This is a genomic window from Streptomyces sp. NPDC058257, from assembly GCF_042881845.1.
In the GTDB taxonomy this organism is placed as follows: Bacteria; Actinomycetota; Actinomycetes; order Streptomycetales; family Streptomycetaceae; genus Streptomyces.
This window is the reverse complement of record NZ_JBHVXJ010000012.1, coordinates 122,892-145,901: the sequence shown is the minus strand read 5'-3', so window position 1 is coordinate 145,901 and position 23,010 is coordinate 122,892. Positions and strand designations below refer to the sequence as shown.

The window sequence follows — 23,010 nt, the reverse complement described above, 5'->3', positions numbered from 1 at the left end:
TCCGACTCAGGAAGGCGGCGACATGACCGACCCCTCCGCAATCCAGCCGAGCGAGCTCGACCAGCTCCCGGACCGCGACCCCGAGGAGACCGCCGAATGGCAGGCCTCCCTGGACGCCGTTACCCAGGCGGCCGGGCCGCACCGTGCCGCATACCTGATGCGGCGCACGCTGGAGCGCGCCGAGGGCGCGGGCCTGGCGCTGCCCAAGCTCCTTGAGACCGACTACGTCAACACCATCCCCACCTCCGCCGAGCCGGCGATCGAGGGCGACGAGGCGATGGAGCAGCGCATCGCCGCGTGGAACCGCTGGAACGCGGCCGCGATGGTGACCCGGGGCAGCAAACACGGAGTGGGCGGCCACATCGCCACCTTCGCCTCCGCCGCCTGGCTGTACGAGACCGGCTTCAACCACTTCTTCCAGGGCAAGGAGGGGGACGGCTCCGGCGACCAGCTCTACATCCAGGGCCACGCCTCCCCCGGCATCTACGCCCGTGCCTTCCTCGACGGCCGTCTGAACGAGACGCAGCTCGACAACTTCCGCCAGGAGGCGGGTGGCAACGGTCTGCCGTCCTACCCGCACCCGCGCCGTCTGCCCTGGCTGTGGGAGTTCCCGACCGTCTCCATGGGCCTTGGCCCGCTGTCGGCGATCTACCAGGCGCGCTTCAACCGCTACCTCACCAACCGCAGCATCAAGGACGTCTCCGCCTCGCACGTGTGGGCGTTCCTCGGTGACGGCGAGATGGACGAGCCCGAGTCGACGGCAGCCCTCGCGCTCGCCGCCCGTGAGGGCCTGGACAACCTCACGTACGTCATCAACTGCAACCTGCAGCGCCTCGACGGCCCGGTCCGCGCCAACTTCCGCGTGGTGCAGGAGCTGGAGGCCCAGTTCCGCGGCGCCGGCTGGAACGTCATCAAGGTCCTGTGGGGCAACGCCTGGGACGAGCTGTTCAAGCTCGACACGAACGGCGCCCTGGTCCGCCGCCTGCGCGAGGTGCCGGACGCGCAGTTCCAGACGTACGCGACGCGTGACGCCGCCTACATCCGCGAGCACTTCTTCGGCTCCGAGCCCGCGCTCGTCGAGCTCGGCAAGCTGCTCAGCGACGACAAGATCAGCGAGTGTTTCCACCTCTCGCGCGGCGGCCACGAGGCCCGCAAGGTCTACGCGGCCTACCGTGCGGCGCTCACCCACAAGGGCGCGCCGACCGTGATCCTCGCGCAGACGGTCAAGGGCTTCACGCTCGGCAAGGGCTTCGAGTCCAAGAACGCCAACCACCAGATGAAGAAGCTCACGGTGGACGAGTTCAAGGACATGCGCGACCTTCTTGAGCTGCCGATCCCGGACAGCGCGTTCGTCGACGGCCAGGTGCCCTACGGCCACCCGGGCGCCGACGCCCCCGAGGTCCGCTACCTCCAGGAGCGCCGCGCCGCCCTCGGCGGTCCGGCCCCGGCCCGCCGCACGCAGCCGCTCGCGCCGCTGCCCGCCCCGGCCGACAAGGCGTTCGCCTCGTTCGACAAGGGCTCCGGCTCGCAGTCGATCGCGACGACCATGGCCTTCGTACGCCTCGTCAAGGATCTCGTACGGGACAAGGAGACCGGCAAGCGCTGGGTGCCGATCGTCCCCGACGAGGCGCGCACCTTCGGCATGGAGTCGCTCTTCCCCTCGCTCGGCATCTACTCGCCCAAGGGCCAGACGTACGAGCCGGTCGACCGCGACCAGCTGATGTACTACAAGGAGGCCAAGGACGGCCAGATCCTCAACGAGGGGATCACCGAGGCCGGTTCCATGGCGGACTTCATCGCCGCTTCGTCGTCGTACGCGACGCACGGCGAGGCGATGATCCCCTTCTACATCTTCTACTCGATGTTCGGCTGGCAGCGCACGGCCGACCAGATGTGGCAGCTCGGCGACCAGCTCGGCCGCGGCTTCCTCGTCGGCGCCACCGCCGGTCGTACGACGCTGACGGGTGAGGGTCTCCAGCACGCGGACGGCCACTCTCCGGTGATCGCCGCGACGAACCCCGCCGCCATGTCGTACGACCCCGCGTTCGCCTACGAGGTCGCGGCGATCGTCAAGGACGGTCTGCGCCGGATGTACGGCGAGGCGGCCCCCGGTGAGGACCAGAACGTCTTCTACTACCTCACCGTCTACAACGAGCCGATGCCGCAGCCCGCGAAGCCCGCGGGTGTCGACGAGGGCATCGTGCGCGGTCTGTACCGCTTCAACACGGCCGAGACGGCGGGTCACTCCCCCGCCGCGAACGCCTCGCGCATCCAGCTGATCGGTTCGGGTACGGCCATCCACTGGACGCTCGCCGCGCAGAAGCTGCTCGCCGAGGAGTGGGGTGTGGCCGCCGACGTGTGGTCCGCGACCTCCTGGACCGAGCTGCGCCGCGACGCCCTCGATGCGGACGAGGCGATCCTGCGCGGCGAGGAGCGCACTCCTTACGTGCGCAGCGCGCTCGAGGGTGCGCAGGGTCCCGTGCTCGCCGTCTCCGACTACATGCGGCAGGTTCCCGACCAGATCGCGCAGTGGGTCGAGCAGGACTACTCGTCCCTCGGCGCGGACGGGTTCGGGCTCTCGGACACGCGTGACGCCGCCCGTCGCCACTTCGGCATCGACGCGGAGTCCATCGTCGTCGCCGCTCTCGCGCAGCTGGCGCGGCGGGGCGAGGTGCCCGCTTCCGCGGTGAAGGAGGCTCGGGCCAAGTACGGTCTGTAGCCTTCGGCCTGATGCGGGTACGGGTCTCTGCTTTTCCGGCAGGGGCCCGTTCCCGTGTGCGGGTTCGTTCTCGTGTGCGGGTTCGTTCTCGTGCGTGGGTTCGTTCTCGTGTGCGGGTTTGTTTTACTGCGCCGCCGGGGCTTTCCCGCCCACCCGCCCGATTGCCGCTACTCGTAGCGGTCGGCCATCCGGCGGGCCGCTTCCGTGAATCTCTCCCTCAGCGTCGCCGGCTCCAAGACCTCCGCCTCCGGGCCCAGGGACATGAGCTGGGTGTACGCGACCATGTCGTTCTCCACGGCGAGGGTGAGCGTCACCCAGCCCTCGCCGTCCGGGGCGCTCGCTCCCTCCAGGGCTTCGCGGGTGGACACGGAATCGGTGGCGTACGGAAGCTGTCGTACGCCCGCCTCCGAGAGCCGCACCACGACCTCGGACCGCAGGATCGCCCGTGCGAACTGCGCGGCCCGCTCCTCCCAGAAGCCCGGCAGATCGAACTCCTCGTCGCGTACGAAGCGGTCCTCACCGCCCGCGACCGCGGTGAACCGGTCGATGCGGTACACCCGGAACGAACCCGTGTCGGGCACTCGCGCGCACAGATACCAGACACCGGCCTTGAGCACGAGACCGTAGGGCTCAAGCTCCCGTTCCACCTCGGTGTCCTCGCGCCGGTAGCGGGCGGTGACGAGCCTGTCGTCCCACACCGCGTCCGCGAGGAGGGGCAGCAGCTCGGGCGCCGATGTCTCCTTGAACCAGCCCGGCGCGTCCAGATGGAACCGCTGCGACGCGTTCTGCGACGCGTCCCGCAGCGAGGGCATCAGCGCCGCCGACACCTTCAGACGGGCCGCCGACGCCGCGTCCTCCAGGCCCATCTCCCGCAGCGCGCCCGGCACTCCGGACAGGAAGAGGGCCTCCGCCTCGCTGCGTCCGAGGCCGGTGAGCCGGGTGCGGTAGCCGCCGATGAGGCGGTAGCCGCCGGTCCGCCCCCGGTCCGCGTACACCGGGACTCCGGCCTCCGAGAGCGCCTGGGCGTCGCGGGTGATGGTCCGCTCGGACACTTCGAGCTCACCCGCGAGCTCGGCGGCGGTCATGGAGGGGCGGGCCTGGAGGAGAAGCACCATCTTGATCAGGCGTGCAGCGCGCATGTCCCCATGATGCCGTCCGCCGCCGGACCGGAGGTGGCTAGCGGTAGCCCGTGACGTCCGCGGTCTTGCCCGTCTGTTCGACCTCCGCGATGTAGCGCCAGGCGTCCGGTGCCGAGCCGTCGATGTCCGTGAAGCCGTACTCCTTGGCGAGGCCGCCGCTGGAGAGGGACTTGCCGTTCCAGCGGGGCACTTCGGGGTCGGAGGCGAGCGCGACCAGAGCACGGCCCACGAAGGTAGGAGTCTCGGAGATCGCGAAGTGCGGGTTCTGCTCGCACCCGTCCTGCCAGTTCTCCTCCGTCACGCTGAAGGCCGTGTCGAGCATGAACTCGGAGCGCAGCCAGCCGGGGGACAGACAGAGCGCCGTGCAGCCGTACTCCTTGAGCTCTTCGGCCAGGCCGCGCGCCATCCGCAGCGGGGCCGACTTGGCGAGGTCGTAGTAGAAGGGCTTGCGGTAGTTGGGGCCGTTGTACTCCTCGGTCCCGTCGGTGACCTCGACGACCAGGCCGCCGGGATTCTTGATGAGCAGCGGCAGCGCGTAGCGGCTGGTGACGATGTGGGTCTCGATGCCCAGGCGCATCAGGCGCAGCCCCTTGTCGAGGTCGTGCTCCCACATCTTCTTGTCCCACTCGACGTGGACGTCGCCGCCCCAGATGTCGTTGACCAGGATGTCCAGCCGTCCCTGCTCCCGGTCGATCCGCTCGACGAGGGCCGCCACCTGCTCGGGCTCCAGGTGATCGGTGGGCACGGCGATCCCGGTGCCCGGTCCGCCTGCTTCGCGGCCCGCCGCGGTGATCAGCTCCGCGGTCTCCTCGATGGTCTCCGTGGTGCGGCCGACCTCGCTGGTGTGCTCGCGGGTCGTGCGTCCCGTCGCGTAGACGGTGGCTCCGGCACGGCCGAGCTCCACTGCCATGGCCCGGCCCGCGCCACGGGTGGCACCGGCGACGAGGGCGATCTTTCCGGTCAGGGACTGCGCGGGTGCGGGTGTGGTCTCCATGCCTCTGCTCTCCTTGCTCTCCATGTTCTGGAGGCTGCCACTCAATGCCGACATCTGCTGTCGGGTTTTCCATGGGCATGTGCACGCATAACGAGAGGGCCGCATCCGCCGCACTCCGCGTGCGTACGCACCCCTCAGGGCCGATGCTTGTCCCGTGATGGACGAGACGGAGTTCTGGGAGATCGTGGACCGCACCCGCGTGGCCGCCGAGGGCGACCCCGAGGACCACGCCGACCTGCTCACCGAGAAGCTGCTCGAGCTGGAGCCGGACATGGTGCTCGACTTCGCCCGTCACTTCGAGGCGCGCTACAACCGTGCGTACCGCTGGGACCTTTGGGGTGCCGCCTGGATCATCCTCGGCGGCGCGAGCGACGACGCCTTCGACTACTTCCGCTGCTGGCTGATCGGCCAGGGGCGTGAGGTCTTCGAGGGAGCCCTGCACGATCCCGACTCGCTCGCGGATCTCCTCGACGACTTCGACGAGGAGATCGACGGCGACGGCGAAGAGCTCGGCTACGCGGCGGACGAGGCCTACGAGCAGCTCACCGGCGTCGTCTCCCCCGATCTCGGCATCGCTCCCGCCCCCGCCGAACCTCAGGGCACACCGCTCGCCTTCGACAACGAAGCCACGATGACTCAGCTCTACCCCAAGCTGCGGGAACGCTTCGGCGAGGCCGACTGAGGCGGGGCAGGGCAAGGCAGCACGAGGTAGGGCACGAGGTAGGGCACGAGGTAGGGCACGAGGTAGGGCACGAGGTAGGGCACGAGGCAGGGCAGGGAGTTCCGCGACTTCTCCTACCTGTGCTGCAACCGGGCCGCCGCCTCCCTTATCGCGGGGAGCGCTGACGTCAGTGCCGCCCCCGGACACTGTGTGTAGTAGCCGTCGTTGTGCCCGGACACCGCGCTGAACCGGCCGCTCGTCCCCTCCGCGTACTTGCTGAGGCTGTTCGAGGACACAAGCCGCACCGTGGAACGCGGGTCCACGTCCGCGAGCCCCAGCTTCCACGCCACCAGCGCCGCCACGGCATCGGTCATCGCCTTGGGAACGGGAACCCCCTCCGTGAACGTCCCGATCGCCGCTATCCCCACCGTCCCCCGGTTGAAGCCCTGCGTGTGCGCCCCGACCACGGCACGGTCCATGCCGCCCGCACGCCCCTCGTAGATGGTCCCGCACCGGTCGACGAGGAAGTTGTAGCCGATGTCGTCCCACTGCCGCCCCTCGGTCTGACCGGCGTACAGATAGCGGATGATGCGCGGGACATCGCCGCAGTCGTAGCTGTTCGGCGAGTCCGTGTGGTGCACGAACACCGCCCGGACCCGGTCGGTATACCGCGCGGGCGGCTGCTGCCGCACCGCGGCGGGCAGCCACTCGGTGCGCGGCACGACGCGGGGCCTCGCCGCCGAATGCCCCACCGTCCGCCGCACCGGCGCCGCGGCCGCCGGCATCTCGGAGCGCCGCCCGGTCACACCTTCCCGCTCGCCGAGCCCGGAGTATTCGGCGACCCCGGAGAGCCCGGTGAACCCAGCGACTCCTGAGCGCCCGGAGCGCCCGGCGAGGGCCGCCGAGCCGTCACCCGCCCGCCCCGACCCGCCCGATGTCCCGGGCCCCACGAACAGCGCGCACATCAGCAGAAGCACCACGGCCACGGCGCCGGGCACGCAGCACAGCGCCGCTCGGGCAGCACGGGCCGTCCGGGGTGCACGACCGGTCCCGGATCCACGAGCTGTCCCGGATCCACGAGCTGTCCCCGGTCCACGGGCTGCCCCCGGTCCACGGGCTGCCCCCGGTCCATGGGCGGCACGGCCCGCCGCACGCGCCGCCGAGGGCACGTGCGCCCCGAACCCTCGACGGCGGACACGCATGGTCCGACTCTCCGCCCCACCCGCGCCACCCGCGATCGGCCATCCGCCAGTCGGGTGAACCGGAACTCGGCCGAACCGGAGCTCGGAAGCGGCTCAGAGGCAGCTCGGAAACAGCTCGGAGACAGCCCGGAGATAGCTCCGAGACAGCCCGGAGACCGCTCGGAGGCAGCTCGGAGACCGCTCAGAAGTGGGTGCCGCCGTCGACCCTGACCTCGGTGCCAGTGATGAACTTGCCGTCCTGCGAGCCGAGCAGGGCCACCACGGAAGCCACGGACTCCGGTCCCGCGAAGCCCTGACCTATGGCCGGGGCCAGCTTCACGAACAGACTCATGTCGGCGTCCTCGGGCAGGCCGGGCCCCACGCTCTGCTTGCTGGCGCCGCTGCCGTCGGTCATGCCGCTGGATATGGATCCGGGCTGGACGGAGTTGAACCGGATCCCCTGCTTGCCGTACTCGGCGGCCAGCGCGTGCGTCATGGACTGGATGCCGCCCTTGCTCGCCGCGTACGCGGCCATGTACGGGTGGGCGAACATCGCGGAGGTGGAGCTGAAGTTGACGACGGCGGGGTCGTCGCCGTCGAGCAGCGCCGGGATCGCCTCGCGGATCACCAGGAACGTACCGACCAGGTTGATCTGGATGACGCGGTTGAAAGAATCCAGGCTGGTCTCGTGCGTGTGCGAGGAGCGGAGCACGCCCGCCGCGTTCACCAGGACGTCCAGGCCGCCGAGCTCGGTGACGGCGGCGGCGACGCCCTCGCGCACCGATGCCTCGTCCGAGATGTCGACCACGAGCGTGGTGAGGCGGTCGGCCGCGGCGCCCGCCCTCTCCGCGGTGTCCTTCAGCCCCGCCTCGCTGACGTCGGCGGCGACGACCCTGCCGCCCTCGTCGAGGATCCGGAGGACGGTGGCCTGTCCGATGCCCGAGCCACCGCCGGTGATGAGTGCGCGACGGCCTGCGTAGCGGTTCATGAAATGCCTCCGATCAACTCCGGGCTCCCGGATCCGCCCATGGATCCGGCCTTCCCGATCTGATTTCAATGTACGCCTCTCTGGCACGTTTTGCCATGCCGACAATTCATGTATCAGAGTGATGATCGCGCGTAGGCTGCGAGGGTGAGCACCCACCGGTCGCAACCCCCGCCGCCCCCGCCGTCCTCGCAACCCCCGCCGCCCTCGCAACCCCCGCCGCCCTCGCCGTCCTCGCAACCCCCGCCGCCCCCGCCGTCCTCGCAACTCCCGCCGTCCTCGCAGCCGCCGCAACCGTCGCTGACCGAGCGCCGCAAGGCGGCCACGCAGCTCGACATCGCCCGCGCCGCGGCCGAGCTCTTCGCCGAGCGCGGCCCGGACGCCACCACTGCCGAGGAGATCGCGGGCCGGGCCGGAGTGGCGCTGCGCACCTTCTACCGGTACTTCCGCAACAAGCAGGACGCGGTCGCGCCGCTCCTCGCGGGCGGCGCCGCCGAGTGGCGGGCCCACCTGGCGGGCCTCGATCCGGCCGCGGGGATGCCGACGGCCCTTGAGCGGTCCATCGCCGACGCGCTGACCGCGGCGGACGACCGCGCGGCCGAGTCCCTGGAGTCGACCCGCGGCCTGCTGCGCGCCGCACAGGACGATCCGGCTCTGCGCGCCGTCTGGTATCGCGTGAACCAGGAGTCCGAGGAGCAGCTCGTGCCCGTGCTCGCCCGCCTGGCCGGGGACGACGCCGACGCACTTGACGTACGACTGGCGGCCGCCGCCGCCACGGACGCCATCCGCCTGGCACTGGAGACCTGGGCCGCCACGGACGAGCCCACCGAAGGCCCCGGCTCCCCGGCCGTCCTGGCGGTGCGCTGCCTGCGTGAACTGACGGGCGGGCTGCGGCTCCTGGCCGCCGATCGCGGTGACGGCTGAGGCCGCCAGCCACCGCTCCCCCTACAACCCCGGATCCGGTTCCGGTTCCGGTTCCGGGCCCAGGTCCCGCTCCAGGCCGGGGTCAAGGCCCGAGTCCAGATCCAACGAGAACGCCAGCAGCGCCACATCGTCCCCGACCCCGCCGCAGAACCGCATCAGGTCCGCCCATACCGCGGAGGTCAGTGCCGCCGGGTCGTCCAGCAGGTCGACGCAGAGCACGGCGAGGCGCTCGGTCAGCGGGTAGAAGACACCTGACGCGTTCCGCGCCTCAGTTACCCCGTCGGTCACCACGAGCAGCCGGTCGCCGGGCTTCAGGGGCAGGGTCACCTCTTCCGGTGGGGCGACACCGGCGATCCCCAGGCCCAGCGGAGCGCCCGGGGCCACGGTGAGCTCCTCGACGACGCCGCCGCGCAACAGCAGCGGGGGTGGATGGCCGCAGGAGACGATCCGCAGCTCAGAGGCGTCGTCACGGAACTCCAGGAGCACGGCGGTGGCGAAGAGTTCGGCGTGCTCGGCCTCCTCGGAGTCGACCACCAGGCGCCGGTCGAGCCGAGCGGCGACGCCCTCCAGGTCGGGCTGGTCGAGCACCGCCTCGCGGAAGGCGCCGAGCAGTGCGGCGACCGTACCGACGGCCGCGAGGCCGTGCCCCTGCACGTCACCGACCAGGGCCCGGACTCCGCGGGTCCCCTTGCGTACGTCGAAGAGATCGCCACCGACCAGGGTCCCGCCCTGTGCCGCACGGTAGAGCCCCGCGCAGCGCACCGGGCCCACGCGCTCCGGCAGCGGCGGAAGGACGGCGAACTGGGCGGCCTCCGCGACGGTGCGGACGGTGACGAGCTGGGTGTCGCGCCGACTGCGTACCCAGGCGAACACGATGCTCAGGAGCGCCACGAAGGTGACGGTCAGCAGATCGCTGCTGCCGGGGCGGCCGAGTCCGAAGCCCGGCAGGGAGAGCAGCAGCACCGCGGTGCCGCCGAAGAGGGCCGTGGCCGACGCGCCGTACGACAGCGCGGCGAGCGGCGGGACGGCGGCGAGCAGGAAGCTGAGGTCGATCGTCTCCGGAGTGGACAGCTGGATGACGGACAGGACGGCGAGGAGTACGGGCGGAGGCCAGCGCACCCAGTGGGGTGGCGGCGCGCCGCGCAGCCAGCCCGGCTCGTCCCGGTCCCGTCGACTGGCAGCAGCGACCCTGAACATCGGTTCGCTCCTTCCGGTCGACCTCTTACGCTCCTACGCGCGCGTGCCCGCCGCACGCCGGGCCGGTCCGTCGGGTGCCGACCCCCGATCGGGGGTCGGGCAGGCCTCCAGGGTGTCAGATGAGCACGCGCCCCATCAGCACATCGTCCACGTACGAGCCGTCGAGGAAGAACTCACCCGGCAGCACCCCCTCGACCACGAAGCCCTCGGACGCGTAGAGCGTCCGGGCCAAGGTGTTGTGGCCGAGCACCCTCAGCGTGATGCGCCGAGCGCCCTGGCGGCGGGCCTCGTCCACCGCGGCCCTGACCAGTCGGCGGCCCACTCCCCCGCCACGCGCCTCGTCCGCTACGGCCAGGCCGAGGATCTGGCGCACATGGGCGTTGGCGAGCAGGGACGTGGGGAAACCGAGCCGGATGTAGCCGACGACCACGCCGTCCCGCTCGGCGACCAAGTGGTCGCGGGGGCCGAAGCGGTCCGTGAAGAACGGCGGGTACGGGGGCTGTGGAGCCGGTTGTACCGCGTGCAGGGTCGACCAGGTGGCGCGGTCGATGCGGTTGAGGGCTTCTTCGTCGTCCGGCAGGGCGGTACGTATGAGCGTGTCCGGCATGGGCGTCACTGTACGACGGACGCCTCGCGGCTCTCCGCGCTCGACGGACGCCTCATGGCTCACCGCGCTCATGGCTCACCGCGCTCTCGGCTCTCCGCGTTCACGGCTCTCCGCCGGTTTCCGGGGCAGGATGGCGGCATGGAGTCCACCGAGCCCGAACAGTCAGTCCCCGCCGCACGGCGCTCCCGTATCGCCGTGGCCGGTGCGTCCGGCCTCATCGGAACAGCGCTGACCCGCGCCCTCGCCGACGACGGTCACGAGGTGGTGCGGCTCGTGCGCCGGGCACCTCGTACGAAGCAGGAGGTGCGATGGGACCCCAAGGAGCGGTACGTCGACACGGCGGGGCTCGCGGGCTGCGACGCGGTCGTCAACCTCGCGGGAGCCGGGGTCGGCGACCATCGCTGGACCGCCGCCTATAAGAAGGAGATCCGTGACAGCAGGGTGCTCGGCACGTCGGCGCTCGCGGAGGCGGTGACCTCGCTGGACGAGCCGCCCCGGGTGTTCCTGTGCGCGAGCGCGATCGGCTACTACGGAGACACCGGTCAGCGTGCGGTGGACGAGAGCGCCCCGGCCGGAGAAGGCTTCCTGCCCTCCCTGTGCGTGGAGTGGGAGGGTGCGGCGGCCGCGGCGCACGAAGCGGGCATCCGCACGGTCTTCGCGCGCAACGGCCTGGTGGTGGCGAGCGAGGGCGGGGCCTGGGGGCGGATGTTCCCGCTCTTCAAGGCGGGGCTCGGCGGGCGCCTGGGCAACGGCCGTCAGTACTGGAGCTACATCTCGCTGCACGACGCGGTGGCCGCGCTGCGACACCTGCTCGACACGGAGTCGCTCTCCGGGCCGGTCAACCTGACGGCGCCCGACCCGCTCACCAACCGGGAGGTGACGGCCGCGATGGGGCGGGTGCTGCACCGGCCCACGCTCTTCACGGCCCCGTCGCCCGCGTTGCGCGTCGTGCTCGGCGAGATGGCCGGTGACGTGCTCGGCAGCCAGCGGGTCCTGCCGGCGCGGCTCCTGGAGTCGGGATTCTCGTTCGCCTTCCCGGGCATCGAGGAGTCGATCCGGGCGGCACTGCGGTAAACGGCACCGGCGGTGAACGGTGCCGCGGTAGACGGCACTTCGGCGAACGGCGCCGTGTGCGACCGGCGTGCGACCGTGCTCGGTCGATGCGCGACTGCCGCCGGCCGTCATCGCTCCTACCCTCGTGCGGTACTCGGTGATTCCGAAGCCCTGTTGAGGGCATGACGTCCCCAGCAGCCGCGCTACCTCGGGGAGGGGCACGTGCCAGAGCCTGCGCAGCACGCGGATGTCGTCATCGTGGGAGCGGGGGTCGCGGGACTGTCGGCCGCCCACCAGCTGACCAGTGCTGGTGTAAGGACCGTGGTCCTGGAAGCCGCTCCTTACGTCGGCGGGCGCATGTCGACGGAGAAGGTCGACGGGTTCCGGCTCGACAGAATCGGGCAGCCGCTCACCACGTCCTATCCCGAGCTGCGCGACACGCCGGGGCTCGACGCACTCGTACTGCGGCCCTTCGCGCCCGGCGTCCTGGTGCACAGCGACGGCCGACACCACCGCGCCGTCGAGCCCACGAGCTCCCGGCGCGCAAGGGGCGCACTGACCGCTGCGCGCGCCCTGGCAAGCGCCCCCAGAGGCCCGCGAACGGCACGGACCACGCCCCACGCGGCCCCTCTCGGCGGCGCGCTGGACCAGGCCCGCCTCGGCGCGGCACTCGCCAGGCTCGCGGCGACGCCCCCGAAGCGCCTCCTCGCCCGCCCCGAACTCCCCGCGTCACAAGCTCTCTTCGCCCGCGGCCTGCCCACGCGCACCGTCAACGGCTTCCTGCGCCCGCTGCTCTCGGCGCTCCTCTGCGACCCGGACCTGATGACGTCGAGCCGGTGCGCCGACCTCGCCCTGCGCTCCTTCGCGCGCGGCCGTCTGTGCCTGCCCGAGGGCGGCGCCGAGGTGCTGCCCGAGCTCCTGTCGGCCGCGCTGCCACCGGGGACCGTGCGGACCGGCGTAAGCGTCACCGCCGTCTCCACGACCTCGGTCACGACCGCGGAGCACGGTGAAGTGGGCTGCCGCGCCGTCCTCCTGGCCACCGACGCCCGCGCCGCCGCCGAGCTCCTTCCCGGTCTGCGTGTGCCGCCCTTCCACCAGGTGACGGTGCTGCACCACGCGGCTCCCGAACCGCCGCTCGCCGGGTCCGCGCTGCTGCTCGACGCCGACCGTTCGGGGCCGGTCGCCCACACGGCCGTGGTCAGTCACGTCGACCCGTCGCGCGCGCCCGCGGGCCGGGCGCTCATCTCCTCGACGGTCCTGGGCCCACCGCCGGACGAGCGCGCCGTCCTCGCCCACCTCGCCGAGCTTTACGGCACTTCGACCGCCCGCTGGGAGTCCCTCGCCGTCCACCACACCCGCGAGGCGGTACCCGCGATGCCGCCCCCGCACGATCTGCGCCGCCCTGTGCGGCTGCTCTCGGGGCTCTACGTGTGCGGGGACCACCGGGACACCAGCACGGTGCAGGGCGCGCTGTATTCGGGCCGCCGCGCGGCGCGGGCCGCGCTCGCGGACCTCGGCGTGGACCCCGCGCACGGGACGGGCCGCTTACCGATGGCGGCCTGACGCGAGCGGCACCCCACCCGGCACCCCACATCCGGCACCCGGCACCCGGCACCATCCGGTGCCACCCGGCACCAATCCATCCGACCTATAAGCCACCCTGGAAGCCCCCGCACCCTCACGCGGGGGCTTTCGCCCTTTCCCGCACATCCCGGCAACTCCCCTTGCCACACCCGCATCCCACGGCTACGGTCCCTCCGGATCGCCAAGCCGCGGGAGGACACACGTGCGTCGCACCATGCCGGTGATATCGCTCATCCTCGGCCTATTCATAGGAGGTCTATCTTTGCCGACCGCCACAGCCGCCATAGCCGCCACACCCGCCACAGACTCAGCCACCGACGCCGCAGCGCCCTCCGTAGTCCCCCGCCCCACCGACTGGACCGCGCTCGACGGCTCTACGAGACTCACCGAGCGCACCCGCGTCCTGATCGACCCGCGCGCCGAATCCACCACCGCGCTCCCCTCGGGCCGCAGCGAATTCCCGGGCCCCGCTCGCCAGTCCGTACGCAAGCTCGCCGCTCAGCTCCGTACGGAGATCAAGCAGGTCACCGGCATCACGCCCCGGATCGCCCGTATCACCCGCACCACGGGCCGCCCCTCCGACGGCGACATCACACTCGCGCTCACCGCCAAGGGAGCGCTCGGCGCCGAGGGTTACACCTTCGACAGCGCGGGTCCGATCCGTATCGAAGCCGCGTCCACCCACGGCCTCTTCTACGGCACCCGCACCCTCCTCCAGTTGCTGCGGGCCACAGCCGACGACCACCGCGCCGTCCCCCGCGCCCGCTCCACCGACCGGCCCGCGCAGGCGATCCGCATGGTCCACCTCGACGCGGGCCGTAAGTACTGGAAGATCCCCTACCTGGAGAACCTGATCCGCAGGATGGGCGACCAGAAGCTCAACACCCTCTTCCTGCATCTCTCCGAGTCCGAGGGCTTCCGCCTCGACAGTCCGAAGTTCCCGGGCCTTGCCGACCCGGACCACAGCTACAGCCGCGCCGACATCGAGCGTCTGAAGGCCTTCGCCGCCCGCCATCACGTCCAGTTGATGCCGGGCCTCGAACTCCCCGGCCACGCCACCGTGATCAGTGAGGCCTTCGGCATCGGCTTCGGGTCGGGCGCCGGAGCGTGCACGGGCGCGCACACGCACTCACACCTCACGCCCGACTGGATCATCGACATGACCAGCGACAAGGCGATCGCGAAGTCGAAGGAGATCTTCGACGAGTTCGCGGGCTGGTTCGACGCGCCGCTGTTCTCGATCGGCGCGGAAGAGGTCCCCGGGCAGCTCGCGGAGTGCCCGCGCGTGACGGACCACCTGGCGAGCGCGCCCGACGTGTCCACGCTCGGCGACCTGCTCAACCGCTACATCAACACCCTTGACGACGTGGTCGCTTCGCACGGCAAGCGCACGGCCGTCTACAACGGCTCCGAACATCTCACCGCGCCCCAGCAGAAGGTCCACGACCCGGTCGTCTTCCTCACCTGGGAGGGCACGGGCGCCGAGCCGGAGATCCCCGGGCACGACGAGATCGCCATCGGCCCGTTCTACGACACCCCGAACAACTACCACCACCTGTACCCGGACGAGCCCTGGATGTACGACAGCTGGGCGCCCAACACCGACCCGGACATGCTCGGCTCCGGCGTCACCAACTGGGCCGACTACAACTTCTGGGCCGACGACGGCTACTTCGAGCAGAGCATGGCGGGCGCCCGCGCGATCCTCGCCGACCGCACATGGAACAGGACCACGACGCCGGACGCACTCGCCGACTTCAGGGCCCGGGCCGCCCGCATCGGCGACCCTCCGGGCACTACACCCGCACCGGTGCCGCCACGGGTCGAGGGTCGGCCGAGCCACCACTGGACGTTCGACGACGCGTCGTACCCAAGCGGCTGGACGTACGCGGGCAGCCCCGGCAACACGATCTTCGCCGAGGATGTCGCGGGCAGCCTCCCCGGCACCTCCTACATCATCAACAACCCCACCCCCGTCGAGGGCGTGCGCGGCCAGGCCTGGCGCTTCGACTCCGACCGCGACGGTGTGGGCTTCGGCGGTCTCGACGTCGCCGAGCCGTGGACCGCGTCCGTGCGGGTCCGTCCGACGGCCAGGACCGCGGACCAGGTACTGCTCAGCTCCAGGGCGGGCGCGCTGAAGCTGATGCAGCACGGCACCGGGAAGGTCGGCTTCACCCGGTACGGCGCGGCCGACTTCAGCTTCGACCACACGCTGCCGCTCGACCGCTGGACCCGGCTGACGTGGGTGACGACTCCGGGGCACACCACCTTGTACGCCGACGGGCAGCGGGTCGGGTCCGTCGCGGCGTCGGTCCCGCTGCCGCTGCGTTCCATCGGGACGGAGAAGGCGAGCCTCCGGGGTGACCTGGACGAACTCACCACGTGGGACGAGGCGTTGTCCGCCGAGGAGGTCGCGCGCCTGCGCTGAACACGTACGCCTGAGGACGCATAGCTGAGGACGCATAGGCAGTAAGGGCGCATAGGTAAGGGGCGGGCCTGCGCAGGCCCGCCCCTTACCTCTTCATCGCACCCGAGCTGTCAGCTCAACGCCGCCACCCGGTCGCGATACCCGCGCACCGCCGCCGCGTCGCGGTACGGCTCTAGGCGCCGCTCGAAGTCGCGCACGTACTCGACCGCCCGCACCGACCGCATCTCCCCCGCCGCCTGCGCCGCCTCAGCGCCCAGCTGGCAGGCCTGCTCCAGCTCGCCGAGACCGAGACGCGAGGAAGCGAGGACCACCCGGCAGAACAGGCGGCTGCGGGCGTACCCGGGGGCGCGTAGCTGGAGCGAGCGCTCCGCGTGCTGGGCGGCCACGCGGTACTGCTGGAGATCCCGGTGGCAGTGCCCGAACTCGTCCGCGAGCTGCGCCTCGTCGAAGAACCGCGCCCAGTATGGGACTTCGTCGCCCGGCCGCACCGTTTCAAGGGCCCGCTCGGCCCGCACCATCGACGCCGTGCACGCCCGCACCTCGCCGAGCACCCCGTGCCCGCGCGCCTCGACCGAGTGCAGCAGGGCCTGCACGACGGGCGGCGCGGACGACCCGACGCCCTGCTGGGCCACCCGCGCCAGCTGCACCGCTTCCCTGCCGTGCCCGAGGTAGACGGCCTGGCGGCTCATCGTGATCAGGACGTACGAGCCGTAGGCGCGGTCGCCCGCGGCCTGCGAGAGCCGCAGCGCCTGGACGTAGTACCGCTGGGCAAGGCCGTGCGCCGCGATGTCGTACGAGGTCCAGCCCGCGAGCCGGGTGAGGTCGGCGGCCGCCGCGAAGAGCCGCCGGCCGGCCTGCTCGCCGTACGTGCCGCGCAGCATCGGCTCGGCCTCGTGCTCCAGATAGCGCACGAGTGCCTGCCGCGCGTGCCCGCCGCCGTACGCGTGGTCGAGCGCCCGGAAGAGCTCGCCGACGGAGCGCAGGGCCGAGATGTCGCCGCTGGTCACTCTCGCCCCGACGCCCCGCTCGGGCTCCTTGCGCTGGCGGGGCACGGCCGGGCGGCCCTGGGTGGGCACACGGCCGCCGTTCAGCCCGTGGTCACCGCGTCCCACCCGGTCGTCGGCACGGCCGATCAGCCAGTCTCTGCTGGGGACGACGAGCCCTGCCGGGGTGAACGCGATCTTCCGCAGTTCGGCATGGCTTCCGGAGTCCTTGCGCCAGAGCCCGCCGACGATGTCGATCGCCTCTTCGGGGCTCGCCGCGAACTCAAGCCCGGCGTACACCGGCGCACACGCGTCGAGCCCGAGATCCTGCGCGGAGAGTCTGCGCCCTAACCGCCGGGTGAAGACCTCTGCGATGAGGGCGGGGGTGGTGCCGCGCGGCTGCTGCCCGCGCAGCCAGCGGGTCACCGACGTCTTGTCGTACCGCAGATCGAGACCGTGCTCGAGGCCCAGCTGATCGACGCGGCGCGCGAGGCCCGCGTTGGAGAACCCGGCTTCTGAGATAAGCGCGGCTAGCTGGCGGTTGGGGGTGCGCTGCGGAGGTCGTTCCGTCATCAGCTGTGCGGTCTCCTGCCTTTCGGGCGTTGCTTGAGCAGCCCTTATGGCTCTGTGAACGGCGTGAATGTAGCGGCCCTCACCGCCCGCATCGCGGCCTTCGACCCGCATTCATCCGATCGTGTGAGGATTGACCGGAGGACTGACGAGAATCCGCTGCCCGTACAGTGGCCGAGGGCGCGATATATGCACGGCGCAGGTTCTAGGGAGGCACTTGCCGTGAGTGAGTTTCAGTTCGTCCGGCTGGGCTTCGGCCCGGACGCGGTCGACTACCAGGAGGCCTGGGACGAGCAGCGCCGCGTGCACGCCGCCCGCTTCGCCGACGACCTCCCGGACACCTGTCTGCTGCTCGAGCACCCGCCGGTCTACACCGCGGGCCGCCGCACCGAGGACAGCGAGCGCCCGCTGGACGGCACCCCCGTCGTCGACGTCGACCGCGGCGGCAAGATCACCTGGCACGGCCCCGGACAGCTCGTGGGCTATCCGATCCAGAAGCTGCCGCGCCCGGTGGACGTCGTAGCACACGTACGCCGCCTGGAAGAGGCACTTATCCGCACGTGTGCGGAATTCGGCCTGGAGACGTCCCGCGTCGAGGGCCGCAGCGGCGTATGGGTCCTTGGCGACCCGGTGTCGCAGCGTCCGGCCCTTGGCGGCCTGAACCTGGACTTCGACCCCCGGACACAGGACGACGAGTTCGACGCCCGGTTCAACGGCCCGGAGTACGCCCCTTCCAACGCCGGCCAGCGCCGCGAGGACCGCAAGATCGCGGCCATCGGCATCCGCGTGGCCAAGGGCGTGACGATGCACGGCTTCGCGCTGAACGTGAACCCGGACAACACGTCGTTCGACAAGATCATCCCGTGTGGCATCCGTGACGCGGGTGTGACGTCGCTCTCGTACGAACTGGGCCGCGAGGTCACGATCGCCGACATCCTGCCCGTCGCCGAGAAACACCTGCGGGACATCCTCGAGAACGCGGACCTCAAGCCGCGCATCGTCGAGAAGCCCGCGGAGAGCCCCGAGAAGACCGCCGTAACGACGGTTGAGAGTCCGGAAGCCGAGAAGGCGACGGCCTAGAACCACTCAGAACAGCAGAACAGCTCAGAACCGCCTCGAACCGTCCAGACATATGGGGCTGCGGAGGCTGCGGGGAATGCACCCCGCCTGCCAGAGGTTGGCCGAGCGTAAGCCCAACGACATCACGGGCGTACCCTGGTGTGCGCCGAAGAATCGAAGCTACAGGGAGCCGATGTGTCCGCAGTCGCACCCGACGGACGCAAGATGCTGCGCCTGGAGGTCCGGAACGCCCAGACCCCCATCGAGCGCAAGCCCGAGTGGATCAAGACCCGGGCGAAAATGGGCCCCGAGTACACCAAGATGCAGAACCTCGTGAAGAGCGAGGGTCTGCACACGGTCTGCCAGGAGGCGGGCTGTCCCAACATCTACGAGTGCTGGGAAGACCGCGAGGCCACCTTCCTCATCGGCGGTGACCAGTGCACCCGGCGCTGCGACTTCTGCCAGATCGACACGGGCAAGCCGCAGGCGCTCGACCGTGACGAGCCGCGCCGCGTGGGCGAGTCCGTCGTCACGATGGACCTGAACTACGCCACCATCACCGGCGTCGCCCGCGACGACCTGGACGACGGCGGCGCCTGGCTGTACGCGGAGACCGTCCGCCAGATCCACGCGATGACGGCGGAGCGCGCGGAGGGCCAGACCAAGGTCGAGCTGCTCATCCCCGACTTCAACGCGGACCCCGACCAGCTGGCCGAGGTCTTCTCCTCACGCCCCGAGGTCCTCGGGCACAACGTGGAGACCGTGCCGCGCATCTTCAAGCGGATCCGCCCGGGCTTCCGCTTCGAGCGCTCGCTCGAGGTCATCACCCGCGCCCGCGAGGCCGGTCTGGTCACCAAGTCGAACCTCATCCTCGGCATGGGCGAGGAGCGCGAGGAGATCAGCGAGGCGCTGCACGCGCTGCACGACGCGGGCTGCGAGCTCATCACGATCACGCAGTACCTGCGTCCGACGCCGCGCCACCACCCCGTGGAGCGCTGGGCCAAGCCGCAGGAGTTCGTGGAGCTGAAGGAGGAGGCCGAGGAGATCGGCTTCTCCGGGGTCATGTCCGGCCCGCTGGTCCGCTCCTCGTACCGCGCGGGGCGCCTCTTCCAGATGGCGGTCGAGAAGCGCGGGGCCTACGTCGCCTCGCAGGCGGTGTGATCCGGGGCTGCGAGCCGAGGCGGCGCTCCAGGGCCGCCGCCTTCTCGCCGGAGGCGGCGCTCCGGGGCCGCCTCTTCCGGCGAGAGCCAACTGTGTGAATCGGCGCACAAGTGACTACTGACCAGTAGTGGCCGAGATGACGTGGCCCGTACAGTCTCCGCAGGTGAGGGGAGCGTACGGGCCACGTCAAGGTTTCGCGGCTCAGCGTCAAGGCTTCATCCGTGTTTGACCGGTCGGTCACGCCCTGGTAACACCAATCAGTGACCCTGGAATTACCCCACGTACAGCCTTAGCCATAGCCGCCCAGGAGGGCCCCACCATGCAGGCCGCGCCCGTACGCGCCACCGCCATCCCGTCCGTCACCGACGCACTGCGTGCCGTCGAGTCGCTTCTCATGAGCAGCGGCCAGCGCACCGCCCGCCGCAACGCCTGGACGTCCGTGCTCGACGACCGGCGTCGCGCCAAGGACCGGGCAGAGGCGCTTCGCGTCGTCGAAGAGTCGATGACAACCCGCACGTCGTAGTCACTTCCAGGGACACGTAGACTTCACGACATGGCGAGGAAGGAAACCGCGGCGGACGCCGCGAACCCCGGGCGACTCAAGCAGATCGCTCAGACCTACAAGATGACCCGCAGGGCCGATCCGCGGATCGGTCTCATCATCGCGGCTGTGGGAATCGTCACCTTTGGTGTCTTCCTCGCGATCGGCTTCTTGATCGGTCACCCGATCTATCTCGGCATTCTCGGCTTTGTGCTCGCCTTCCTCGCGATGGCGATCGTCTTCGGGCGCAGGGCTGAACGTGCGGCCTTCGGGCAGATGGAGGGCCAGCCCGGTGCGGCGGCCGCGGTGCTCGACAAGATCGGCCGCGGCTGGACGACGACTCCGGCGGTGGCGATGAACCGCAGCCAGGACGTCGTGCACCGCACGGTCGGCAAGGCGGGCATCGTGCTCGTCGCCGAGGGCAACCCGAACCGGGTGAAGAGCCTGCTGGCCGCCGAGAAGAAGCGCATGGCGCGCGTGGTCTCGGATGTCCCGGTGCATGACGTGATCGTCGGCACCGGCGAGGGCCAGGTCCCGCTGAAGAAGCTGCGTACGACGCTTCTGAAGCTCCCCCGCGTCCTCCAGGGCCCGCAGGTCACGGCGACGAACGACCGGCTGCGCGCGATGGGGGACCTGATGAGCAATATGCCGTTGCCGAAGGGGCCCATGCCCAAGGGCGCGCGGATGCCGCGCGGCGGCCCGAAGATGCGGTGACGAAGACGCGGTAATGCTCCGCCTCTTTCCACCTCTCCTGTCTCTACGTTGACGAAGGCCCCGGAACCGATGGGTTCCGGGGCCTTCGTCGTACATCACGCATCGTGGTACGCCGGAGATCGTCGTACGTCGGAGATCGTCGTACGCCGGAGATCTCAGATCCGCACCATGGCGGAGACCTCAGATCCGTACCTGGACGGCGCTGGCGAGACGGTCGTGGAGGCCGCGGCCGTCGCGGTCCCAGATGAGAGCCGGGATGGCCACGCAGAGCAGCACGCTGCGCAGGAGGACCCGGACGAAGCCGAGGCGGCCGCCGCCCTCGGCGACGACGCGCAACCGGAAGAGGGCCTTGCCGGGGGTGCAGCCCACCGTGCCGACCGTCAGGACGGTCATGACGAAGAAGATGCCGAGCGCCCAGTTGCCCATCGCCTGCTGGTCACCGCGAGCGAACAGGCCGTATGCGATGAGCATGCACAGGGCCCAGTCCACGGCGACGGCGCCCATGCGCCGCCCGGGGCGCGCGACCGAGCCCGGCCCCTCCTCCGGCAGGCCGAGCTGCTCGCCCCGGTATCCGAAGTCGACGCCCGCGTCCTCTGCCGCCGCACGAGGGCCGGAGAGCCACGATCCGATTACTTGCCTGTTGTCCACCCGTCCACGGTACTGCGCCCGTTTTCGTACGAGGACGGTCGGGGTAGGGCGAATGGCACCTGACCCGAACCCGCCTCGGTTAACTTCGGCGAAACAAATGGGTCATGCTTGAGAAATCCCCCGTCCCTATGGTCGGGTCCCAGCGTGTGCCACCGCACTGGCCGCACAACGAGCTGCAACCCCGTCCCCGCCTGGGGGCCGGGAGTAGGAGGAGTTGGATGTTCCAGAACGCCGACGACGCAAAGAAGTTCATCGCGGACGAGGACGTGAAGTTCGTAGATGTCCGGTTCTGCGACCTGCCCGGAGTGATGCAGCACTTCACGATCCCGGCAGCGGCGTTCGACCCTGACGAGGAGCTCGCCTTCGACGGTTCGTCGATCCGCGGCTTCCAGGCCATCCACGAGTCCGACATGGCGCTGCGCGCGGACCTGTCGACCGCCCGGGTCGATCCCTTCCGTCGCGACAAGACCGTCAACATCAACTTCTTCATCCACGACCCGATCACGGGCGAGCAGTACAGCCGTGACCCGCGCAACATCGCCAAGAAGGCCGAGGCCTACCTCGCGTCCACCGGCATCGCGGACACCGCGTACTTCGGTCCCGAGGCGGAGTTCTACGTCTTCGACAACGTCCGCTTCCAGACGTCGGCGAACGAGAGCTTCTACCACATCGACTCCGAGGCGGGCGCCTGGAACACCGGCGCGGTCGAGAACAACCGTGGCTACAAGGTCCGCTACAAGGGCGGCTACTTCCCGGCCCCGCCGGTGGACCACTTCGCCGACCTGCGTGCCGAGATCTCCCTGGAGCTGGACAAGAACGGCCTCCAGGTCGAGCGCCAGCACCACGAGGTCGGCACGGCCGGCCAGGCGGAGATCAACTACAAGTTCAACACGCTGCTCGCCGCGGCCGACGACCTGATGCTCTTCAAGTACATCGTGAAGAACGTCGCCTGGCGCAACGAGAAGACCGCGACCTTCATGCCGAAGCCGATCTTCGGTGACAACGGCTCGGGCATGCACGTCCACCAGTCGCTGTGGGCCAACGGCGACCCGCTGTTCTACGACGAGCAGGGCTACGCGGGCCTCTCGGACACCGCCCGCTACTACATCGGCGGCATCCTCAAGCACGCCCCCTCGCTGCTCGCCTTCACGAACCCGACGGTGAACTCCTACCACCGCCTGGTGCCGGGCTTCGAGGCCCCGGTCAACATGGTCTACTCGCAGCGCAACCGCTCGGCTGCCATGCGTATCCCGATCACGGGCTCCAACCCGAAGGCCAAGCGCGTCGAGTTCCGCGCGCCGGACCCGTCCTCGAACCCGTACCTGGCGTTCTCGGCGCTCCTGATGGCCGGCCTGGACGGCGTCAAGAACAAGATCGAGCCGCCGGAGCCGATCGACAAGGACCTCTACGAGCTGGCCCCCGAGGAGCACGCGGGCGTCGCCCAGGTCCCGACCTCCCTCCCGGCCGTCCTCGACGCCCTCGAGGCGGACCACGAGTACCTTCTGGCGGGCGGTGTCTTCACCCCCGACCTGATCGAGACGTGGATCGACTACAAGCGGACGAACGAAATCGCCCCGATCCAGCTGCGGCCGCACCCGCACGAGTTTGAGCTTTACTTCGACATTTAAAGATCAGGCCCGGGTGGCCTGGGAAGGTTCCTGGAAGTAAGCGCTGACCTGCGAAAACCCTGCTCAGCAGTGCTCGTTGTCACTGCTTGTCTTCCGCGCCCGCGTGCGCCGCGTGCGCACCGCCCGGCCGATTCCCTGACGTAGCGTCAGTAACAGTGAGGCGGCCCCCCCCCACGGGGGGGGCCCCTCACAATGGGGTTTGGCCCGCCGCACCCCACAACGGGGGCTTTGGAG

General features: G+C 70.5%; 19 protein-coding genes. 11 read left to right on the top strand and 8 right to left on the bottom strand.

The annotated features are described in order from the left end of the window. Window positions 1-22: 22 nt before the first annotated feature. Complete coding sequence (gene aceE / locus ACFVXC_RS26935; protein ID WP_389909736.1) at window positions 23-2,719, top strand: pyruvate dehydrogenase (acetyl-transferring), homodimeric type; 2,697 nt, start codon at window positions 23-25, stop codon at window positions 2,717-2,719. Window positions 2,720-2,886: 167 nt separating this feature from the next. Here aceE and ACFVXC_RS26930 read toward each other — a convergent pair whose 3' ends face one another. After that, complete coding sequence (locus tag ACFVXC_RS26930; protein ID WP_389909733.1) at window positions 2,887-3,858, bottom strand: helix-turn-helix transcriptional regulator; 972 nt, start codon at window positions 3,856-3,858, stop codon at window positions 2,887-2,889. Between the two features lie 37 nt (window positions 3,859-3,895). Continuing rightward, on the bottom strand, window positions 3,896-4,852 hold the full coding sequence (locus ACFVXC_RS26925) for an SDR family oxidoreductase (RefSeq protein WP_389909731.1): 957 nt from the start codon (window positions 4,850-4,852) through the stop codon (window positions 3,896-3,898). 157 nt (window positions 4,853-5,009) lie between these two features. On the opposite strand from ACFVXC_RS26925, the gene ACFVXC_RS26920 reads away from it, so the two are divergent. Then, on the top strand, window positions 5,010-5,534 hold the full coding sequence (locus tag ACFVXC_RS26920) for a DUF4240 domain-containing protein (RefSeq protein WP_389910039.1): 525 nt from the start codon (window positions 5,010-5,012) through the stop codon (window positions 5,532-5,534). Between the two features lie 113 nt (window positions 5,535-5,647). On the opposite strand, the gene ACFVXC_RS26915 is transcribed toward ACFVXC_RS26920, so the two are convergent. Then, complete coding sequence (locus ACFVXC_RS26915) at window positions 5,648-6,511, bottom strand: peptidoglycan recognition protein (protein WP_389909729.1); 864 nt, start codon at window positions 6,509-6,511, stop codon at window positions 5,648-5,650. A gap of 385 nt (window positions 6,512-6,896) precedes the next feature. Further along, window positions 6,897-7,682 (bottom strand): SDR family NAD(P)-dependent oxidoreductase, encoded by a 786-nt coding sequence (locus tag ACFVXC_RS26910; protein ID WP_389909726.1) that lies wholly within the window; start codon window positions 7,680-7,682, stop codon window positions 6,897-6,899. Window positions 7,683-7,979: 297 nt separating this feature from the next. On the opposite strand from ACFVXC_RS26910, the gene ACFVXC_RS26905 reads away from it, so the two are divergent. Beyond that, window positions 7,980-8,603, top strand: a complete 624-nt coding sequence (locus ACFVXC_RS26905) for a TetR family transcriptional regulator (RefSeq protein ID WP_389910036.1) — start codon at window positions 7,980-7,982, stop codon at window positions 8,601-8,603. Between the two features lie 21 nt (window positions 8,604-8,624). Here the strand turns inward: ACFVXC_RS26905 and ACFVXC_RS26900 are convergent, their stop codons facing one another. Further along, window positions 8,625-9,800 carry a PP2C family protein-serine/threonine phosphatase gene (locus ACFVXC_RS26900; RefSeq protein ID WP_389909724.1) on the bottom strand — a complete coding sequence of 392 codons (1,176 nt, stop codon included), beginning with the start codon at window positions 9,798-9,800 and terminating at the stop codon, window positions 8,625-8,627. 115 nt (window positions 9,801-9,915) lie between these two features. Further along, window positions 9,916-10,407, bottom strand: a complete 492-nt coding sequence (locus tag ACFVXC_RS26895; RefSeq protein ID WP_389909722.1) for a GNAT family N-acetyltransferase — start codon at window positions 10,405-10,407, stop codon at window positions 9,916-9,918. Window positions 10,408-10,545: 138 nt separating this feature from the next. Here ACFVXC_RS26895 and ACFVXC_RS26890 point away from each other — a divergent pair, with 138 nt between their 5' ends. From ACFVXC_RS26890 to ACFVXC_RS26880, 3 genes are all read left to right on the top strand, one after another. Continuing rightward, entirely contained in the window at window positions 10,546-11,481 is a 936-nt protein-coding gene (locus ACFVXC_RS26890) for a TIGR01777 family oxidoreductase (protein WP_389909719.1), read from the top strand. A 201-nt stretch (window positions 11,482-11,682) separates the two neighbouring features. Then, entirely contained in the window at window positions 11,683-13,023 is a 1,341-nt protein-coding gene (locus tag ACFVXC_RS26885) for an NAD(P)/FAD-dependent oxidoreductase (protein WP_389909716.1), read from the top strand. Window positions 13,024-13,306: 283 nt separating this feature from the next. After that, the gene (locus tag ACFVXC_RS26880; RefSeq protein ID WP_389909713.1) at window positions 13,307-15,472 is read left to right on the top strand and encodes a family 20 glycosylhydrolase; all 2,166 of its coding nucleotides are present in this window, start codon (window positions 13,307-13,309) and stop codon (window positions 15,470-15,472) included. 110 nt (window positions 15,473-15,582) lie between these two features. Here ACFVXC_RS26880 and ACFVXC_RS26875 read toward each other — a convergent pair whose 3' ends face one another. After that, complete coding sequence (locus ACFVXC_RS26875; RefSeq protein ID WP_389909710.1) at window positions 15,583-17,028, bottom strand: regulator; 1,446 nt, start codon at window positions 17,026-17,028, stop codon at window positions 15,583-15,585. Between the two features lie 219 nt (window positions 17,029-17,247). On the opposite strand from ACFVXC_RS26875, the gene lipB reads away from it, so the two are divergent. From lipB to ACFVXC_RS26855, 4 genes are all read left to right on the top strand, one after another. Then, a complete protein-coding gene (lipB, locus tag ACFVXC_RS26870) occupies window positions 17,248-18,105 on the top strand; it encodes a lipoyl(octanoyl) transferase LipB (RefSeq protein ID WP_389909706.1) in 858 nt (285 codons plus the stop codon). A gap of 174 nt (window positions 18,106-18,279) precedes the next feature. After that, window positions 18,280-19,245 (top strand): lipoyl synthase, encoded by a 966-nt coding sequence (locus ACFVXC_RS26865; RefSeq protein WP_383277914.1) that lies wholly within the window; start codon window positions 18,280-18,282, stop codon window positions 19,243-19,245. A gap of 319 nt (window positions 19,246-19,564) precedes the next feature. Further along, window positions 19,565-19,768, top strand: a complete 204-nt coding sequence (locus ACFVXC_RS26860; RefSeq protein ID WP_389909703.1) for a hypothetical protein — start codon at window positions 19,565-19,567, stop codon at window positions 19,766-19,768. Window positions 19,769-19,798: 30 nt separating this feature from the next. Continuing rightward, window positions 19,799-20,500, top strand: a complete 702-nt coding sequence (locus ACFVXC_RS26855; protein ID WP_383277920.1) for a DUF4191 domain-containing protein — start codon at window positions 19,799-19,801, stop codon at window positions 20,498-20,500. Window positions 20,501-20,680: 180 nt separating this feature from the next. Here ACFVXC_RS26855 and ACFVXC_RS26850 read toward each other — a convergent pair whose 3' ends face one another. Then, window positions 20,681-21,148 carry an RDD family protein gene (locus tag ACFVXC_RS26850; RefSeq protein WP_389909700.1) on the bottom strand — a complete coding sequence of 156 codons (468 nt, stop codon included), beginning with the start codon at window positions 21,146-21,148 and terminating at the stop codon, window positions 20,681-20,683. A 218-nt stretch (window positions 21,149-21,366) separates the two neighbouring features. Between ACFVXC_RS26850 and glnA the strand changes: the two genes are divergently transcribed. After that, window positions 21,367-22,776, top strand: a complete 1,410-nt coding sequence (gene glnA, locus ACFVXC_RS26845; protein ID WP_389909697.1) for a type I glutamate--ammonia ligase — start codon at window positions 21,367-21,369, stop codon at window positions 22,774-22,776. Window positions 22,777-23,010 lie beyond the last annotated feature (234 nt).